This is a genomic window from Oscillatoria sp. HE19RPO, from assembly GCF_024220515.1.
GTDB lineage: Bacteria > Cyanobacteriota > Cyanobacteriia > Cyanobacteriales > Laspinemataceae > Laspinema.
In genome coordinates, this window is the sequence record NZ_JAMXOT010000136.1 from 1 (window position 1) to 18097 (window position 18097).

General features: G+C 42.5%; 17 protein-coding genes and 3 pseudogenes. 4 read left to right on the plus strand and 16 right to left on the minus strand.

Going from position 1 to position 18097, the window contains the following annotated elements; genetic code table 11:
- A pseudogene (locus NG833_RS13065) lies at positions 1-252 on the minus strand (ATP-binding protein); the annotation flags it as partial.
- 1056 nt (positions 253-1308) lie between these two features.
- Here NG833_RS13065 and ltrA point away from each other — a divergent pair.
- Positions 1309-3102 (plus strand): group II intron reverse transcriptase/maturase, encoded by a 1794-nt coding sequence (gene ltrA / locus NG833_RS13070; protein ID WP_254565725.1) that lies wholly within the window; start codon positions 1309-1311, stop codon positions 3100-3102.
- A gap of 169 nt (positions 3103-3271) precedes the next feature.
- Here the strand turns inward: ltrA and NG833_RS30405 are convergent, their stop codons facing one another.
- The 14 genes and pseudogenes from NG833_RS30405 to hpsE (NG833_RS13130) all read right to left on the minus strand — a co-directional run bounded on the left by NG833_RS30405 (position 3272) and on the right by hpsE (NG833_RS13130) (position 15709).
- Complete coding sequence (locus NG833_RS30405; RefSeq protein WP_256555954.1) at positions 3272-3403, minus strand: hypothetical protein; 132 nt, start codon at positions 3401-3403, stop codon at positions 3272-3274.
- 52 nt (positions 3404-3455) lie between these two features.
- Positions 3456-3578 (minus strand): hypothetical protein, encoded by a 123-nt coding sequence (locus NG833_RS30410; protein WP_256555955.1) that lies wholly within the window; start codon positions 3576-3578, stop codon positions 3456-3458.
- 294 nt (positions 3579-3872) lie between these two features.
- A complete protein-coding gene (locus tag NG833_RS13075) occupies positions 3873-4058 on the minus strand; it encodes a hypothetical protein (RefSeq protein WP_254565726.1) in 186 nt (61 codons plus the stop codon).
- Positions 4059-4252: 194 nt separating this feature from the next.
- The gene (locus NG833_RS13080) at positions 4253-5422 is read right to left on the minus strand and encodes a glycosyltransferase family 4 protein (protein WP_254565727.1); all 1170 of its coding nucleotides are present in this window, start codon (positions 5420-5422) and stop codon (positions 4253-4255) included.
- A gap of 26 nt (positions 5423-5448) precedes the next feature.
- On the minus strand, positions 5449-6951 hold the full coding sequence (locus NG833_RS13085; protein ID WP_254565728.1) for an alkaline phosphatase family protein: 1503 nt from the start codon (positions 6949-6951) through the stop codon (positions 5449-5451).
- 30 nt (positions 6952-6981) lie between these two features.
- Positions 6982-8097 (minus strand): hormogonium polysaccharide biosynthesis glycosyltransferase HpsE, encoded by a 1116-nt coding sequence (hpsE, locus tag NG833_RS13090; RefSeq protein ID WP_309143850.1) that lies wholly within the window; start codon positions 8095-8097, stop codon positions 6982-6984.
- A 48-nt stretch (positions 8098-8145) separates the two neighbouring features.
- Positions 8146-8615: pseudogene (locus tag NG833_RS13095) on the minus strand (AAA family ATPase); the annotation flags it as partial.
- A 153-nt stretch (positions 8616-8768) separates the two neighbouring features.
- Positions 8769-9941 (minus strand): glycosyltransferase, encoded by a 1173-nt coding sequence (locus NG833_RS13100; protein ID WP_254565729.1) that lies wholly within the window; start codon positions 9939-9941, stop codon positions 8769-8771.
- A 27-nt stretch (positions 9942-9968) separates the two neighbouring features.
- Entirely contained in the window at positions 9969-11024 is a 1056-nt protein-coding gene (locus NG833_RS13105; protein WP_254565730.1) for an aldo/keto reductase, read from the minus strand.
- 2 nt (positions 11025-11026) lie between these two features.
- Positions 11027-12136: a kelch repeat-containing protein gene (locus NG833_RS13110; RefSeq protein ID WP_254565731.1), complete on the minus strand. Its 1110-nt coding sequence runs from the start codon at positions 12134-12136 to the stop codon at positions 11027-11029.
- Between the two features lie 58 nt (positions 12137-12194).
- Entirely contained in the window at positions 12195-12716 is a 522-nt protein-coding gene (locus NG833_RS13115; protein WP_254565732.1) for a hypothetical protein, read from the minus strand.
- Between the two features lie 17 nt (positions 12717-12733).
- Positions 12734-13699 carry a hypothetical protein gene (locus NG833_RS13120; RefSeq protein ID WP_254565733.1) on the minus strand — a complete coding sequence of 322 codons (966 nt, stop codon included), beginning with the start codon at positions 13697-13699 and terminating at the stop codon, positions 12734-12736.
- A gap of 58 nt (positions 13700-13757) precedes the next feature.
- A complete protein-coding gene (locus NG833_RS13125) occupies positions 13758-14714 on the minus strand; it encodes a glycosyltransferase (protein WP_254565734.1) in 957 nt (318 codons plus the stop codon).
- Positions 14711-15709, minus strand: a complete 999-nt coding sequence (gene hpsE / locus NG833_RS13130; RefSeq protein WP_254565735.1) for a hormogonium polysaccharide biosynthesis glycosyltransferase HpsE — start codon at positions 15707-15709, stop codon at positions 14711-14713. Before hpsE (NG833_RS13130) ends, NG833_RS13125 begins: the two co-directional genes overlap by 4 nt.
- Before the next feature lie 352 nt (positions 15710-16061).
- Here hpsE (NG833_RS13130) and NG833_RS13135 point away from each other — a divergent pair, with 352 nt between their 5' ends.
- The 3 genes from NG833_RS13135 (at position 16062) to NG833_RS30415 (ending at position 16891) form a co-directional block, all read left to right on the plus strand.
- Positions 16062-16247 (plus strand): hypothetical protein, encoded by a 186-nt coding sequence (locus NG833_RS13135; RefSeq protein WP_254565736.1) that lies wholly within the window; start codon positions 16062-16064, stop codon positions 16245-16247.
- Between the two features lie 41 nt (positions 16248-16288).
- On the plus strand, positions 16289-16486 hold the full coding sequence (locus tag NG833_RS13140) for a hypothetical protein (protein WP_254565737.1): 198 nt from the start codon (positions 16289-16291) through the stop codon (positions 16484-16486).
- Positions 16487-16759: 273 nt separating this feature from the next.
- The gene (locus tag NG833_RS30415) at positions 16760-16891 is read left to right on the plus strand and encodes a hypothetical protein (RefSeq protein WP_256555956.1); all 132 of its coding nucleotides are present in this window, start codon (positions 16760-16762) and stop codon (positions 16889-16891) included.
- 384 nt (positions 16892-17275) lie between these two features.
- Here the strand turns inward: NG833_RS30415 and NG833_RS13145 are convergent.
- Positions 17276-18097: pseudogene (locus tag NG833_RS13145) on the minus strand (ATP-binding protein); the annotation flags it as partial.

Consider the following 18097-nt stretch of genomic DNA (forward strand, 5'->3'; position numbering starts at 1 on the left):
TTGTGCAGGCAGGTGATAGCTGAGGGAATAACTGGCGTAGGTGGGACTGGGTAAGAGTTTTTGTTGAATCCCACTCACATTTAATGCTTCCAGGGCTTCTCGGACCATTTGCATCAATTCTGGGGCAGAAAATTGGCGCAGGCGGGTGATTTTATCCTGAGTTTTATTAAATTCTTTCACCCAAACCAGGTGAAAGGCGGCAGTGACTTCGTTGGCGGAAGGTGAGATGACAGTTTCGGTTAATTTTACCAATGCTCAAAACCACAGGTCTTAAAGGGTTATGAGTCCGGCTACTGGTTGACTGACAAAACTTAGTCAGGTTGATACTTGTAAGTATGTATTTTGAACTCAATACGGTAGATACGCTTGTCATGTTGTTTTCGAGAAGCCATAGCGGGTTCGGGGTCACGAGCGAGAGTGAAGCAGACCGAGTGAATGAGCTGCCAACCTTGCTGTAAAGCGGTTTTAATCCAGTCCCAACCCATTCTGAAATAGCTGTTGCCCCGGAACCAGTGAGGGTCAACTCGGCGACGCAACCCTTCAGCTACTACCTGTGTACCCTGGGCAGTTACATAGAGAGTAGCCACCGCTAGGATAAAAAAGAGTGTGCGAAACGTTCAGGTATGAACTAGGGCTGAAACGCCGGAAATAACTACCTGGTAAGGATTCTGGCCGCTCGGTTGGATACAAAGAGGCTCATCTATGGCCACCCTTATAACTGTTTATATGTCCCGAATTTTGGTATCCTTCGATACCAAATTAGGCCAGGGGACCCAAGGTCAACAAACTCTGTAATAAATCTAACAGTTTGGTTACAGGGTTGAGGGTAACGGCGATAGCCACCCCCAGTTTCAGGATTCACAACCCTGAGATTGAAGCGGGGAACGGAAGGCGTGAGGGAGAACCTACTCCCAATAATCCGACCACTGCCAACCATCCATGAGACGTAAGCCGAATGTCCGACTTGAACCATCGTAATTATCCAGTAGCGAAATAGGTTGTCACGCTGCGCTCAAAAGAGTAAGGGAAAAAGTAGGGGAATCCTCAAGCCACCTACACAGACCTTTAAAAGTACCCCGGTGGAGAGGACAAATCTAAAGATGGAATGCCCACATAAACGGAACGTTTTAACCCCTTTTAGGCTCTGAGGTATTTGGTCGATAACTCAGTAGCAATAAGTGTAAGCGGATGCCTTAGAGAGGATTAGATGTAACCAGAAGCCAACGCCTGACTGTAGGTCAGGATATACAGACAGGTTACGGTTTGATTGTCAGGATAGAGTCTAGTAGGGGTTAATATGGGGTTAATATGACGAAATCGAGAGAAAGTAAGGGCTTCGGAAAACGGGGACCTACCGAGACTACGAATGTATGGAGAGGTATCAACTGGGCCAAAGTCCAGAGGTACGTCTTTAAGCTCCAAAAGAGAATATACCAAGCAGCTAAATCGGGACAGGACGCAAAGGCCAGAAGGTTGCAACGTCTATTGGTGAAATCGTATTATGCCCGACTCTTAGCAGTACGGCGAGTAACCCAAGATAACCAAGGCAAGAAAACGGCTGGAGTAAACGGAGTGGTAGTAGTATCACCCCGACAAAGGCTAAACCTAACCGAGGAAATTAAAGGAAACCTCAAAACAAAACCACTGCGAAGGGTGTGGATACCAAAACCAGGAAGGGATGAAAAACGCCCCCTAGGGATACCCACAATCCAGGATAGAGCAAGGCAAGCCTTGGTGAAATTGGCACTCGAACCCGAATGGGAATCGAGATTTGAAAGCACAAGCTACAGGTTCAGACCTGCTAGGTCAGCCCATGATGCAATCGCCCGTATTTATCAGAGCATCAACAAAGGTGAATACTACGTGCTTGATGCGGACATAGCGAAGTGCTTTGACCAAATAAACCATGACTACCTTCTGTCCAAAATTCAATGTCCAAGCCGCCTGAAAAGAGACCTAAAACAATGGTTAAAAGCGGGTGTGCTGGACAAAGGCGTATTTGAGGAAACAGATGCAGGGACACCACAAGGAGGGGTAATAAGTCCACTACTAGCCAACATCGCACTGGATGGAATGGCTAGGCTAATTGAGACAAGGTTTCCTAAGAAAGGTAGCGCAGCGCAGGCCACCTTAATAAGATACGCCGATGATTTTGTAGTGATATCACCGTCACTTGACATCATTGAACAGTGCCGAACTGCCATCTCTGAATGGTTAAAACCTGTGGGACTGGAAATCAACCCGGAAAAAACCCGAGTGTGTCACACACTAAACCCCATTCAATATGAGGGGAAAACTGAAAAACCGGGGTTTGAATTTTTAGGATTCAATATCAGGCAATATCCAGTCGGGAAATACAAATCTGGGAAGACCGGTGGAAGAAAAAGCCGCCTAATCGGCCATAAAACCCACATCAAACCCAGCAAAAAGGCAGTTAAAGCCCATACAGAAGTGATTAAAGGTGTAATCAAACAACATAGAACAGCACCTCAATCAGCCCTGATTAGCAGACTTAACCCGATAATCCGAGGATGGTCAAACTACTACTCAGGAGTTGTATCGACAGATACCTTCAACAAACTAGACCATACGGTTTGGCAAATGTTAAGGGCATGGACAGTCTCAAGATGCTCCAAGGCAAGTTATGACAAGCTGAGGAATTACTTCAGACACGGAACGGTCAGACTCAGTAACGGGCAAGAAAGACAAGAAACTTGGATGTTCCAAACCCCAGACGGGTTAGGTCTATATAAACACAACTGGACACCAATTGTCAGACACACCCTAGTGCGCCCGGATGCAACACCATACGACGGAAATTGGACCTCCTGGGCAACCAGAAAAGGACAAGCAATCGATACGCAAACAAGAGTAGCTAAACTGCTCAAGAAGCAAAAAGGCAGGTGTACCTGGTGTGGGCAATATTTTACCCCGTCAGACTTAGTTGAAGTAGACCCCATTCAGCCTAGAAGCCAAGGTGGAAAGGATGAATATAAAAACCTTCAACTACTACACCGCCACTGTCACGATGAAAAGACAGCTTTAGATGAAAGCCAAAGCTGTATCCTTAACAAAGGAGCAGTCAAACTAGGAGCCGTATGAAGGGAAACTTTCATGTACGGTTTTGAATGGGAGGGGATGGAGGCGACTCCATTCTCGACCCCTAATCGAGACAGAACACAGACGGAGCGAACCTCAGATTTCTGAAGATTCCAGCCATTGGACTGGTCACCCGCGAAAGGCTTCGATAATATCGAAGCGTAATCCATATTCAAGGGAAGGTTTGTAAGTTGGTGGGTTCATCGCTGACGATGGCCCAAAACTCACCGTTAACGTTGTTGTAGCCAATTGCCACATTCACAGGTCCATAACACTCCTGCTTGTGGAGTTTAACAGTGTGCAAGCACAGAGCCTCCCCGCGCATAAGAGGGAATGTCTTGAGTTGTCGCCAGCCTTTACCCGCGAGCCAAATCCAGGTATTGCTCTTGAGGCGGATACGTTCTTTGCCAGCCCAAGTCGTGGCTGATCGCCGCCATCGCCAGCAACGTGGATAAAGCCTCGGTCCGCCAGTAAGACAACCTTGACTCCCTTGGGTAATAGATGCGCCGCTTGATACAGCATCTCCCGATATTCGTTAAAGGCAACCGAGGCACTCTTGTGTTTCAACACTCGCCACACCACGGGCAACGCCCGACCACGATACACGACCGCCAGACGAACCAGGCAATACTCCTCCCAATACGTTGAGGTATAATCGCTCAGATACAGACACTCCTCTTTCCAGTTGGCTAAGGCTGACTGAATCAGCGGAATGCAAGAGTCGATGGACATTGATGCGACTGTTGTGCAACCCGAAGCTAACCCGGCGTTGTTTACTCTGTGCCTGCTCCCCACGACAGGGAAGGCATCGGCAACCAACGGGTGAGACTAACTTCGCCCCGTTGGAGCAAAGCCACCACCATCCACAGGCAAGTTGTCAGATGCGCTTGATGAACCCAGGGAACCGATTGACTCAACCAACTGTACAAGGCATTATAGAGAGGGGAGCTTTTATTCATGGCGTTCTGGCTTTTGAGTGGAATAAGAGCTTAGAACGCTGGCTCCCCGGATTTCAACCCCAGGGCTAAAAATCCCTGAGTGTAAAGCTTTCAGCCCTTATTCCTAACTTTTGTCAGTCAACCAGCAACCTAGACTCTGACCTCAAGCGTCAAATGGTACTTGATGGGCTGTAGCCAAAATAATCCATGCCAAATTAATAGACTTTTACTTTTTTACACAAATCAGAAAATACTGTTTTAAAGTTATCCTGATTATGGGTTTTATCTACCCATTTTCTCCCCTCTTTTCCTAACTTAATTCGTAACTCATGGTTTTCTAATAGAATTTTTAAACCTTCTACAAACTTAGGTATTCCTTCCATGCCAGTACCATCGTAGCGTCCCACATAAATACCAAATTCAGAGACGACATTTTCAGGATTAACACAGCTTAAAAGAGGCGTTTCACACTTTAACGCTTCTTGAAAACTAATTGCTAAACCTTCATGAATAGAGGTATTAACTAACACCCAAGCAGAAGTAATAATTTTAGTTTTTTCTTCTCCTCCCACATGACCCATTAATTTAACATTTTCAGGTAAATTCAGAGGTTCCCATGCTCCTTTCCCCTGAAAATGAGCTTTGCCTAAAACCAGAAAATCTACCTCTGGAAAATGACGAGCTAACTCCACAAATAACCAAGGTCGTTTGTAAGGGTCGAGACGTGCTAAAAATATGACAGTAGGTTTTGCACTTTTCCTAATTTCGGTCGGCTCTAAATTGATAATATTAGGTAAGATTGTCACCTCTTGAGGTTGAACTCCATAAGTTCCTTTAATTTTAGTTTTTAAGAAAGGCGATACGGTGGCAAACAATACCGGACGTTTCAACCACTTAGATGCCTTAACAATTCCCGCCAAAGAAGTACAATCAGCAGATTTTAAGCCTTGAGGTTCTATATTTTCCTGACCTGGTATGCGAACAGTATTAATTTTAACAACATCTTCAGGAGGGTGAGGATCTCTAACCCACACTATAATTGGAGCGTGCGGTAAAAGCCAAAATAAAGAACGATAATTAGAACGGTAATCTATTGATAAAATTAAGTCAATTTTTTCTTGCCAAATACGTCGAGCGTAAGCTAATTTATTTCTTTGACGTAAAATTAAAGGAGTATTATGAATAATCGGATTTGGCTGATTCGGCTCTCCATAACCTTCTCCTGCCAAAAAAACTGCTTTTATTCCTAATTCGGGGCGATCGTGGAAACATTCAGCCACCAGACTAGCAGCGCGACCAAATCCTCCCATTCGACCTTGAGATAGAGCGAAAAATTCATTGCAAATAATACCGAGTTTAAGAAAACTTTCTTTTGAGCTATCCATTACAAATTTAGATATTTAATGTTAATCTATTTTAGCCTTAAAATTTCCTGAATGGGCCTGCCATCCGTCTCCTTTAAAGGTGCGTCTAATAAAACACCAATCGTCGGTGCTAAATCTTCTACTTTAATGGTAGTCTCCAACTTTTGAGGGGTTAAAGATGAACTATTAAGCCAAAATATTGCGCGATCGTTATGTTCTCCCGTTCTGCGAGTGTAGCATTTAACTTCAAATTCTCCTAGTTCTTCCGAGCCAACTACTCTAAGAGGATATTCTCTATTCCATAAAACAATAATATCTGGTAATCGGTCTAAAGCCTGACCGCGATAAAGCTGATTTACCTGAATAACATCTTCTACCAAAGGAGTCCCCGTTTCGAGATTTTTTAAAGTAGAAACAGACTGACGCAGAAAATCGCATATTTCATTATATTCTTCCCCTCTTTTAATCAGACCATTAGGCTCTCTACCAACTACATTTATTCTAATCGCATAACCCGTATTTCCAAAAGGCAAACTAAACAATCTCCGTTGACTTGCTAATAATTTCTTTTCTTGTTTTTTGACTGCTTCAGGTATTTGATTATAAATTTTATTTCTAATTTTTTTTGGTAAATATTGTCTCAGAATACTTCTGATTTTAGGAATCAGAGATTGACTTCTTTTTTTTGTCAGTTTAGATTTTTTTAAATAGTTTTCTTCGATTTTTTGCAAAATAGAATCGAAGCCTTCATTGGCACCATAATTATTAGTAATTCCAGGTCCGGCAAAAATAATTATGTCAGTATTCTCAAGATTGTTAATAATTTTGCCGATCGCTCCATCTAAAGCTCGATAAACATCTTTAACCGGATCGTTGCCTTCTCGATCGCGTAAATGCCAACACATATGACCGACATCGTGAGGTTCGCCAAACACCGTCATAAAAAGATCGCAATCCCATTGCTGAATTAATTGAATTGTTTGTTCTGCCCTCAGCGCAATTCTTTTTTTCATTAGCTCGATAAAAGATTCATCGCTATGACTGCGAAGGTATAATTCTGGTCTTTCTCCTATTTCATCCTCACCAAAAGTCTCAATTACATCTCGAATTAAACTTTCTGGATAACTTCTAGCGATCGCATTTCGGCGATCGTGAGTTAACCAATCAGCTATTTGAAATCCATTAATGTCTCTTGTCAGAGGAGCTCTTGGTAAATCAACAATTCCCACTCGTTTTCCTCGTTCGCTCAAATCAACCCAAAACGGTAACGCTTCATAGTCAGTATCTTCACAAAAAAGATGCTTAAAATTATATGTACCCGGCTCGATGCCAAGGTAATTATATCTAGCGTGTTTGCTCGGATCGACACCAGTAAATAGAGAAGGCCACATCGCACCATTACTAAAACCTTTGGGAATTTTTACATTACCCCAAATGCTGCTCGACCAAATTTTTTGCAAATTAGGGAGGCTACCATCTTCACTCCACTGCTTAAGAAGTTCTGGTTCGGCAGAATCTAACCCAATGAATAATACTTTTTTTCCTGTCATATTTTTGCTCGTTATTTTTTGTTTGTCTATTTATTTCTCAGCTTTTTTCCACTTCAAAAATTCTCCTAAAGCCCTCAAATGACTTTCCAGACTACCCCAATACATTTCCATTTCGCTAGATGCCACAATATCCGTTTCTAACTCTTTTCCATATTTGAGACTGTGGCGGATCGCTTTGCGCAAATCGTTAGCCATATATAAAGGAATCACTAAAGGTCTTTGCCAAGGTTGATATCCCAACATTCTCGTAAAATGACGGCTCAAACCAACTCCCCGTAACAATCTCATCAAATATTCCTTCTCCAAACGACTTTGAGGAATTTGATGGTAGATGTGCATTTCTGGATTAAACCAGATTTCCCACCCCGCTTTTCTAAGATACCACAGTGCTTCTAAGTCTTCACCTTTTACTGTTAAAGAACCCTTCACCGGTCCTTTTAATTTTAAATTAGCGGTAACGTTTTCCACCCAAGCTTCTTTTCTAATAACTAGACCTGCTCCTGGCGGTAAAAGTCCTCTTTTTAATGGGTCTTGGGAATTAAAACAAAACGGCTCTTTTGCCGACCATTCGATAATGGCCAAACAGGAAGCTATTCTCTTAAAGTTTTGGGGAGGTTCTACTTCATAAATAGCATGAACTAAACCGCTATAAGCCCCTGCTTTTGGATGGGCCACCCCAAAAGAATAGGCCTTAGCCACCCAGTCAGGAGAAGGTAAATTATCGTCATCCAAAAACCCTACCAAGGAACCTCGGGCCTCTTCCATGGCTCTTTGTCTGGCATAACTGGCCCCTTGTCTGGGTTCGAGATAATATTTTATGGGGCACGATTCGGGCCAGTTTGACTGATATTCTTGAAGGATTTTGGCCGTGTTGTCCGTACTGTTATTATCAACGATGACAATTTCCCAGGAAATATTTTCCGTGTTTGTTTGCGATGAGAGCTTTTCTAAGAGCGACTCCAGTCTCTGTTCTGCATTATAAGCTCGGATGGCTACAGTGAAATTAAAATCCACCATGACATAAGTTTGTTTTTTTTCAAAAATAGTCCTGGGACTTTTTTTTGTCAAGGGATCGAGCCAAATTTCCGGGAAACCTGCTCGCAAGTTGCGACTCACCGTCTCGCAAGCCGAAAGCGTACCCATCATTTTAGCCCAGATTGGCCCCGGCCCTGTTTTAATTCTTAACTTTACTGCCAACAGCCAAACCACTTGTACTGGGTCGTGGTCTTTGAGCAGAGTGCCCACGATGGCATGACCGACTTCGTGATAAATCAAGCGCTTGCTCTTGCCGTCAATTAAAGGAGTGCCTTCCATACCGGCTACCACCCGATCTACCGCATCGTCAATTTCCATCATGGTAATGGCTTCTTTGCGACGGCGGGCAGTAAGGATAGCTGCTTCGTTGAGCAAGTTAGCTAAGTCAGCACCGGTGAAACCCCGAGTACGACGAGCGATCGCTTCCAAAGATATGTCTGTTGCCAGTTTTTTATTGCGATCGCGAACATCTAAGATAGATAAGCGACCTTTTAAGTCTGGAGCATCGACTCCCAACCGGAGATGCTGAAGAAGGGGACTCCCGCTTCCCCAGCGATCGCCTTAGCTAGGAGAGTTTTACCCGTTCCTGGAGGTGCTACGAGCAATACTCCAATAGCGGTACGCTCCCCATCGTATAAATCTACGCTGGTTACTCGACCTGCGTTGAGGTAATCTAAAAATCGACTTTTTACAGAAATTCCGGGTTTCTGAAACGCCGAACAACCGCACTTTCTGAGAATACTTAACTGGCTCTCTAGGTTAAAACGGTCCCTAAGTTGAAGTTAATACAAATCGTATATATTTTCTAACATCGCTGTATTCTTTTTCAGATCGAACTTGCTTTCTACTTCTGTACGACTTAACTCGCCAAACTCTTCTCGCAGTGGGTCATTTTTAAGTAAAGTTAAGATAAATTCTGCCAGAGCTTCTCGGTCTTTTTCCCGAATTAAAAATCCATTTTTCTGATGAATTACTGCTTCGGGAATTCCTGCATGAATCGAACTTACAACCGGCAGTTTCATTGCCATCGCCTCCAGAATTGTCATGGGTAAGCCTTCTGATTCTCCTTGGGCTGTAGTTAAACTGGGGGCTGCTAATATCGAAGCTTTTTGCATCCAATTTCTGACTTTTTCGTGGGGTTGTACTCCCAGAAAGCGATAGGATTTGAGTAATTTTTGGGCTAAATTTTTTAAGGAAGAACTCAGCGGTCCGTCACCAATAATTACTAATTCTACTTCTGGCAAGTTCTTTTGAACGTCTGCCATTGCCCGAATTAAATCTTCGCATCCTTTCTTCTCTGTCAACCGCCCCACAAATAAAACAATAGGTTCTCGTTTGACTTCGGGATTGGGGGTGAATTTATCTAGGTCTATGCCGATATAGTTAACTAGGATTTTTTCTGGCGGGCATCCTTTTTCGATAATTTGAGAGCGGATAAACTCGGAAACGGCTATGAAACAGTCGGCTTCTTGAAAGAGGCGATCGCGATTCCTAAAATACAGTTCTCGATAAAATTGACCGCGATTTTTAACAAAGTCTCTAGTATTTGCGTAGAAATTTTTAGATTTATTCAGTTCGATTTCTGCGGTGGCAAAATAACCATGAAAAGTCACGATTAGAGGGAGATTTAATTTTCGTGCCAGAGGCAGGGCTAAAACTCCATCCAAACCGAAATGAGCGTGAATTAAACGAGGGGATAAATCTTGTAAAGGTTTAAGCCAGCGCGGGTGGACGAAACCAGTTAATTTATAGGCTGTTTTCCAGAAACCGGGAGGAGATGCCAAGTCGCCGAGAACAATTGTTCTCTCCTGGGGAAGCATCGATTTGGCAGTGGGGAAGCGCGACGTCCCAACGTAGAAACCTCGATAGGATGAAAAGTTCTCGACTTGTGCGGGGATGAAGGTTTCCGAGTAGGGAATTAATCGATCTCGATAGATAATAACTGCTGGTTTCATCGGCTATTTTGACAAAAAAGAAGGACATCAGAGTTTTTCATTTCCTGTAAAATCATCAACATTGGCAAACAATTCTTTAAGTTTCAACAAATCTAGATCCGGCAATGGAGGGCGCAATAAAGAAGCAACATTAGCTGCCAGATGCTCGACATTCCCCGTACCAAATAACACGACATCGACTCCTGGTTGGTGGCGACAAAAGCGGTAAGCTGCATCTGTAATATTCTTAGCTCCACCTTCCTTAAATAGAAAATCTAGTGGTTTTTCTGCATTTAAAATTTCAAGTTCGGCAGCTCCCATTTGCTGCAATTTTAGGATAGCTTTTCTCAGATTTTTCTCACTACTTAAAGCTCGTCTAACAGCAAACATTGATAACACGCCAATATTCTTGGCAGTAGCTTGGGGAAGAACTAGCTCTCGTGCAGATTGATTGAGGATATTAAACCCCACCATAATAGTATCCCAACAATCATCTTTAACAGCACGCCTTAGCATTTTATGGTTTGGCTCTTTTGTAAATGCTTCCGTAATGCCAATAAATCGAATTTTACCTGCATCGCGCATTTTAAATAACACTGGAACCAGTTCTGTTAAAACATAATCGTATTCATCTATGGTTACACCATGCAAATTATAAATATCCACATAATCGGTTTGGAGTTTTCTCAGGCTTTTTTCTACTCCTCTGACTAATTCTTTACCAGTAATTAAGCGGTCTTGACTAAGCATTTTTTTCTTAGTAGATAAAACCGCGTCTTCACGCTTAATCTCCTTAATTGCTTTGCCAATAATTTCTTCGGTATTATAACCTTCCGCCGTATCAAATAAATTAATGCCAAAATCAAGGGCTGTACGAACGAGAGCTATAGATTCTACCCGACTTTTGCCCGTGTTTTGACCAATTTTGCTGTATCCTCCACCACCCAAACCCATCACGCTTACCCTGAGTCCGGTGCGACCCAGGGTTGTATATTCCATAGTTGTTTGCTTGATTTGAGCGATTAATTCATCGCTTTGTTTCGGCGATCGCTTGCCAATCTCAGCGATTGATTTTAACAAGCTCTTGATAGATTTTTTAATCATAGTTAGCCAATGTCTTTTGATAATTTACTTTTGGTTTTAATAACATCTATCAAACTTTGATTGAGTAAAGTTCTACACTGGAAGTTTTTATGCCGATTTCTGCCGCCTCCAGTCACAACCAACCATTTGCCGATCGCATTAGCAATACAAGCATAAAGATTAGTTGGTAAGGCTCCCAGTTCGACCCAACTGTCTAGTTTGATGTCATAGACAGTAATTTTAGGAATCAAATCCGTATAATACTTAGAACCTTTAATCGAATGCTTCAGTGCCAGAAAAACTTGTAGGGGAAAATCATCAATTAGTTTGTCATTTTCATGGGCAAATAGATCGGTTAATTTTTCACTCAATAAGTGGGGGTTTTGATTGTTACGCCCGCCAATAATAATGATGTAATTATCTACTACAAAAGTTGAGGGTTCAAAATGAGACCTGGGTTCGGGCAAACTAGCCAACTCCAACCAAGTATCTGTTAGCGGATCGTAAACATGAACCGAATCCACATCAACTGGATTAGTATCGTGGCGATGCTGACCGCCAATAGCATAGATTTTATTACCCACAGCAATGCTAGAAACATGACCTCGCGGATTTGGCAGAGGTGCTTTTTCCACCCACTCCGTTCCCCCCTCCAGTAGGAACGACCAATGTTCTCCACAAGTAGTATCTCGGTCTGCTGCAAAGCCACCAAAATAATGCAGTTCGCCATTGATAATCTGGAGACCACCGCCGGCACGAGTTTCAGGTAGTGGGATACCTTCTTTCCAGGAATTGGCGATCGCGTCGTATTGCCAGACTGCAGCGGTTGTGGGGCCTGGATGATTGCCCACAAATCCGCCAGCGAACCACACTCGCGACCCATCTAGAGCTGCATTAACATGAGTTACAGCAGTAGGCATTTCACCCAATTTAGTCCATTGGTTGGCTTCTAGATTATAGACAAATACATCTTCGGTCGCTTGCCACCCGAACGTAAAGCCGCCAAAAACATAGAGTTGGTTGTTAATAACTGTTGTTGCACTTTCTAACAGTGGGGTGGGAAGAGGAGCACCAGTTTTCCATAATTTATGAGGTAATGTCCAGTTTTCCAGTCTTTGTGTGATTGAGACCATAATTAATTGTTATCAGTAATTTTTTTGAGAAACTCAAAATTTAATTGTTTTTAGTTTGCTAACCTATAGCTTCAGTAGATGCTGCTTTTTCTTTCATTTTTTCCGCAAATTCTAACATTTTTTCCCTTGCCTTTTCTGTTGCTATCTTTAATTGAGTCTGGTCAACTTTCAACGTCCGAATTTGGCGATCGGGATGGCGCTGCAACCAGTAATAGAGATTGTTTTCTAATTCAAAAATTGCGCGTTCTATTTGCTCCTCGACTGTTTTTTCTGGCAATAATAAACGGGGCTTACATTTTTGTTGGCATTCTACAAGCTGAATATGAGCGTGCCCCAGTCCTTCAACATAGCAATCTAATCGAAGTATTTCATACCCAAAAGCATAAAATATAACCGCTACACTGCGTCCTATTTTGAGAGCTTTCCAATAAACTTCTAGACCCACACCATCCTCAATTTCAAAATGGATAACATCCTCTCTGATTTTCTCTTTTTTGGATTTATATTGATGTTGCTTTTTAAGACTGCGGGCATACATATAGGAAAAAATTGAAGTAGCTACATCGCGGACAATAGACATAATTAATCTCCTTTTAATTAATAAAGGTATGAATATTTAGGAATCAATTTCACTAGAGGAGGAAGAGCATCTTGCCAATAAACGCAAGCCTGTTTTTCTTGAGGAAGTTTTGCAGCGATAAGGGATAATTCTTCTCTGGATAAAAGATTTCTACCCGCACGAAAAGGTTGATGGGGACGACGGCTTAAATATCCAAAACTAACTGCACGGCGGGGAGATTTTGTGGGAGGTTTGCCACGATGATAAGAACGAGCGGTATCCACAATAATTACAGTTCCAGCTTTTCCCGTGTAAGTTGTTAACCAATCTTTTTTATGGTTAGGTATTAGTTCTTCTATGTCTTGATTTTGAAAAAATTTGTATTTATCTTTGGCTTTTTTCAAAAGTAACGAACTAACTTCAGGGTGCATATATTGAAAAGGGCCGCCATCCTCATCTACATCATTAAAATAGATGATTATTTTAATCACTTTTCTGTCTTCATTATCTAGATGCCAGCGTCTTGTTGCTGTTTCTTTCCCATTATCAAGGCTTAAATGTGCCATAAAAGTATCATAAGCAACTGGAGTACCTAAGTAATTTGAGACAATATTTATTAATCTATCTTCAAGACCCCAACTAAATATTTCTGGATATTTTAGGAGCTGTTCTAAATTAGATTCAATGGCAAACTTACTGGTTCTTTTTTCTGATATTTTCGTAAGTTCTTCCATTAGCTGATTAACGGCTTCGATAAATTCGTTTGTGCTTGGTATTCCCAGAAATTTTAAGGTAGTTGTACAGATGCCTTGTTGTTTTAAAGTCTCTACAATTACCGCATCATTTTCAGCAAGCAATGGTAGTTTACTTTGATAATTTGCCAAATATTGTTGGTATTGAGGATAAAAAAAGTTTGTTTCTAGATAACTATTGTTAACTAGAGATTGAGCTAGATTTGGCAGACTATTTCTCAAATTTTTTTTGACTGAATGGGTGTTAATCATCTGAGGTTTTTTTAATGCTGTTCAAACGAGAAAAAACATTGAAATTCAATTAACCACATCACCTTCTACTTAATCTATAATTTAAAATTCTTCTTCCCTGTATTTTACTATAGGTAAAAATAACTTTAAGCGTCAAATTTAAGCCATAAATTAATTGAGGATAATATTTCCAATATGCTTGATATTCAGGAAAATTAATTGCTTCCCTCAAGCCTGTATAATTAATAAGTTGAACTAAGGAATTAGCCCAAAGACTATCGGTGAAATTTTGAGTTTCAGGAAATCTCTTTCTGAGATAGTATGCGACTTTAATATATAACTTTGACCGCTCGACGCTAAGATTTTCTTTAAAGGCATAAAAATTATTCCCATGACTGCGATGAATAGCCAGTTTTTCTGGGAAAAGTATGCCTGGTGATAAATAGATTGCTGCCAACCTTAAAAAAGCATCACCAGAAATAAAAAATTGCTCTGGCATTGGTAATATTTGCTCGATCGTATCGCGTTTAAAACATAAGCCACTCGTAGCTGGAAACCAATACTTTAGCAATTTTCCATTCAATATTGTATCTCGCCCGTCAACATATTCAAACTGGTTAAGACAACGTTTTTCTGGTAGCTCAACAGGAAAACCTTTGATGTCCACATCCTCCAAATTGTGAAAAATCCAACCAGCATTAGGGTATTGCTCAAAAATTTCAACAATCTTACTTACTTTTTCTGAGAAGTAATAATCGTCAGCATCAAGAAAGCAAATTATTTGTCCTTTACTAGCTAGAACTCCTGCATTAAAAGCTGAGGCTTGCCCCCCATTTTCTTTCAATACGGGGATAATTTTGACTCCATAACCGCGAATAATCTCTCGCGAGTTATCTGTGGAACCATCATCAACAACTATAACCTCAGTATTAGGGTAAGTTTGAGCAAAAGCACTGTCTATTGCTTCTCTTAAAAACCTTCCGTAATTATAATTGTTAATAACTATGCTGACTAATATTTTTTCAACTGATTTCATAATCCATCGCTTTTCTCAGTTTTTTCCCACTTCAAAAATTCCCCGAATGCCCTCAAATGACTTTCCAGACTACCCCAATACATTTCCATTTCGCTAGCTGCCACAATATCCGTTTCTAACTCTTTTCCATATTTGAGACGGTAGCGGAGCGCTTTGCGCAAATCGTTGGCCATATATAAAGGAATCACTAAAGGTCTTTGCCAAGGTTGATATCCCAACATCCTCGTAAAATGACGGCTCAAACCCACACCCCGTAACAATCTCATCAAATATTCCTTCTCCAAACGACTTTTAGGAATTTGATGGTAGATGCGCATTTCTGGATTAAACCAGATTTCCCACCCCGCTTTTCTCAGATACCAAAGTGCTTCTAAATCTTCACCTTTTACTGTTAAAGAACCCTTCACCGGTCCTTTTAATTTTAAATTAGCGGTAACGTTTTCCACCCAAGCTTCTTTTCTAATAACCAGACCAGCTCCTGGCGGTAAAAGTCCTCTTTTTAATGGGTCTTGGGAATTAAAACAAAACGGCTCTTTTGCCGACCATTCGATAATGGCCAAACAAGAAGCTATTCTCTTAAAGTTTTGGGGAGGTTCTACTTCATAAATAGCATGAACTAAACCGCTATAAGCCCCTGCTTTTGGATGGGCAACTCCAAAAGAATAGGCCTTAGCCACCCAGTCAGGAGAAGGTAAATTATCGTCATCCAAAAACCCTACCAAGGAACCTTGGGCCTCTTCCATGGCTCTTTGTCTGGCATAACTGGCCCCTTGTCTGGGTTCGAGATAATATTTGATGGGGCACGATTCCGGCCAGTTTGACTGATATTCTCGAACTATTTTGGCCGTGTTGTCCGTACTGTTATTATCAACAATGACAATTTCCCAGGAAATATTTTCCGTGTTTGTTTGCGATGAGAGCTTTTCTAAGAGCGACTCCAGTCTATCTTCTGCATTATAAGCTCGGATGGCTACAGTGAAATTAAAATCAACCATGACCTCTCCCCCCTTAAGATCGCATTTCCAATGCTTCCACCGACTTCGGTACTCCCGCCGTTAAAACCTCATTTCCGGTTTTTGTCACCAAAACATCGTCATCAATTATAACACCAATTCCCCTGGTTGACTGACAAAAGTTAGGAATAAGGGCTGAAAGCTTTACACTCAGGGATTTTTAGCCCTGGGGTTGAAAAAAGGGGGCCAGCGTTCTAAGCTTAGATTCCCTGGTTGACTGACAAAAGTTGGGAATGAGGACTGAAAGTTTTACAGTCAGGGATTTTCAGCGATGGACTTGTTCATAGGGGAGCCAGCGTTCTAAGCTTAGATACCACTCAAAAGCCAGAACGCCGTGAATAAAAGCTCCCCTCTCTATAATGCCTTGCACAGTTGGTTGAGTCAATCGGTCCCCTGGGCTCATAGAGCTCATCTGACGACCTGCCTGTGGATGGTGGTGGCTTTGCTCCAACGGGGCTCCGTCAGTCTCACCCGTTGGTTGCCGATGCCTTCCCTGTCGTGGGGAGCAGGCACAGAGTAAACAACGCCGGGTTAGCTTCGGGTTGCACAACAGCCGCATCAATGTCCATCGACTCTTGCATTCCGGTGATTCAGTCAGCCTTAGCCAACTGGAAAGAGGAGTGTCTGTATCTGAGCGATTATACCTCAACGTATTGGGAGGAGTATTGCCTGGTTCGTCTGGCGGTTGTGTATCGTGGTCGGGCGTTGCCCGTGGTGTGGCGAGTGTTGAAACATCTCTGGTGCCTCGGTTGCCTTTAACGAATATAGAGAAATGCTGTATCAAGCGCCCCATCTATTACCCGAGGGAGTCAAGGTCGTCTTGCTGGCGGACCGAGGCTTTATCCACGTTGCTGGCGATGGCAGCCCTCAGCAAGGACTTGGGCTGGCAAAGAACGTATCCGCCTCAAGAGTAATACCTGGATTTGGCTCGCGGGTAAAGGCTGGCGACAACTCAAGACATTCCCTCTTATGCGTGGGGAGGCTCTGTGCCTACACAGCGTTAAACTCCACAAGCAGGAGTGTTATGGACCCGTGCATGTAGCCATCGGCTACAACAACGTTAACGGTGAGTTTTGGGCCATCGTCAGCGATGAACCCACCAATTTACAAACTTGGAAAGAATATGGATTACGCTTCGATATTATCGAAGCCTTTCGCGGGTGACCAGTCCAATGGCTGGAATCTTCAGAAATCCGAGGTTCACTCCGTCTGTGCCCTGTCTCGCCTCTGGTTCATCCTAGCGGTGGTCACTCTCTATGTAACTGCCCAGGGCACCCAGGTTGTGGCCTCTGGGTTGCGTCGCCGAGTAGACCCCCACTGGTTTCGCGGTTGAAAAAGGCGGGAATCAATAATAAGATTATCGCGAATATCGTCAACGAGCGAAATACAACGCCATTTGAACCCTTTGTCCATTTTGAAGATGTGATGGCCCGAATTAATGGCGTGGCTGCGAAAACCATGATTAAAATGATTGATGGTTGGCAAAGTTAAGCCTATCTTGACCCTCTGATTTTTTAAAGAGTGGCAGTTTTAAACCTGCCACTCTGTCTATTTTCTAGTCTTCTTGCCAAGGGCTTCTAACACACAAATTAACTGGGCGGATTCGGGGATTTTTTCATCTAAAATAAATAGCTTGTTTTCGGTGCAAAGCTGAAAGAGTAACTCTTTAACTTGATATTCTTGCACATCGTTAAACTGGTCTAAGGTATTCTGAATCAACACGGTTCGGCCCATGATTTGCTGAGTGCGGACTAAGGCGAGTAAATACTCTTTGGCTTTCTTTAAGGCTTTGCTGCGATCGCCTGCGGGTCCGAGTTGTTTGGGTTTATTATCACTGACTCCGATAATTCGGGTATATCCGGCAAACACGCCCAAAGTTTGTAACACCGGACATTCTTCTAAAATTTGGGCATGGCGAATCATTTCTTGCAGTTCTTTTAAATTAGGAGTGAGACTTCCCACGACTAATTCACCCGCACAAGCGGCATTGACTAAACTGTGATAGGTTACCAAATAATGCACCGATACCATATCCGGTAAAATGTGGCGATGGGGATGTCCGGTAAAAATTTGGGAGTAGAGTTTATTTCCCAGGTTTTTGCGCGTTCCTAAGCGTTCACCGCGAATTAAATAGAGGGTTTTGCAGCGTTGCAGGGTCAGGGCTTTTTCGCAGGCTTTCATGATATGATAAAAGCTGACTAGATTGGGGTCTTCGGTCCAGACCAGGCCGATTCTTCCCAGTTGTGCAGGCAGGTGATAGCTGAGGGAATAACTGGCGTAGGTGGGACTGGGTAAGAGTTTTTGTTGAATCCCACTCACATTTAATGCTTCCAGGGCTTCTCGGACCATTTGCATCAATTCTGGGGCAGA